Annotated in this window: 2 protein-coding genes; both read right to left on the reverse strand. The window is 70.4% G+C overall.

Translation table 11 applies throughout. The features are described 5' to 3' along the window. Positions 1–44 precede the first annotated feature (44 nt). Positions 45–587 (reverse strand): hypothetical protein, encoded by a 543-nt coding sequence (locus ABD191_RS28730; RefSeq protein ID WP_030901009.1) that lies wholly within the window; start codon positions 585–587, stop codon positions 45–47. Beyond that, on the reverse strand, positions 577–810 hold a 234-nt coding region (locus ABD191_RS28735), incomplete at its 5' end, for a hypothetical protein (protein WP_344089032.1). The genes ABD191_RS28730 and ABD191_RS28735, both read right to left, overlap by 11 nt.

Genomic DNA, 810 nt, shown 5'->3' on the forward strand with positions numbered 1-810 from the left:
CGGGCGCGTGCCCGCGCGCACGCGCACCAGCGACTGGTTGAACATCACGCGTCGCTCCCGGTCTGCACCTGGTGACGCTCGACCGCCTTCGACCACTGGCTGGTCACGCCGGTCTCCCAGGTGACGGACTGCCCGCCGACCGCCTTCGACTTCAAGCCGGGCTGACCGCCGTAGCCGGCGCGCGCCTGCTCGATGACGGCCTCCTGGATGTCGGAGGGAGTCTGCGCCCAGCCGTGGCTGTAGGTGACTTGGATGCAGCGCAGGCGGGCCGGCCAGTACTGGCAGCCCAGACGGCGCAGGAAGCCCGCCTCGGACCAGTCGTAGTCGGTGCCCTCGACGAGCTCCTCGCCGTCGAGGAGAACCTCCGACACGCCGACCGTCGGCCACACCGGGAGGAGAACGGACTCGCGCCCGTTGCCGTCAAGGGTGACCTGCTCGTTCTCGACAAGGGAGACCTCGTGACCCACTTCGCCACGGAAGCGATTCGATGCGGAGGTGAGCGCGGCGAGCAGGAGGGGATCGTCGGCCGGCACGCGCAGCCATACGGCCAGGGCAGCAGGGTCGGCCAGCGGTGTGTCAGTCGCCACCACCCGCACCGCCCTTGCCTCGAGGCGCACGCGCCTTGTTGGCAGCGGCGGCGCGCGCCTTGTTCGGTTCGGGGGACGCCGCCTTCGCGCCGCTGCCCGATTCGACGAGATCCTCATCGGACAGGCCGTGACGTTCGGCATCCTCCGTGCTCAGCTTGAGGACGGACTCGCTTCCGCCGGGCGATGTGTACCGGTACTTCCTGGGGGGGCCGCTCATGGCGGA

Origin of the sequence: Luedemannella helvata (assembly GCF_039528415.1) — a bacterium.
In the GTDB taxonomy this organism is placed as follows: Bacteria; Actinomycetota; Actinomycetes; order Mycobacteriales; family Micromonosporaceae; genus Luedemannella; species Luedemannella helvata.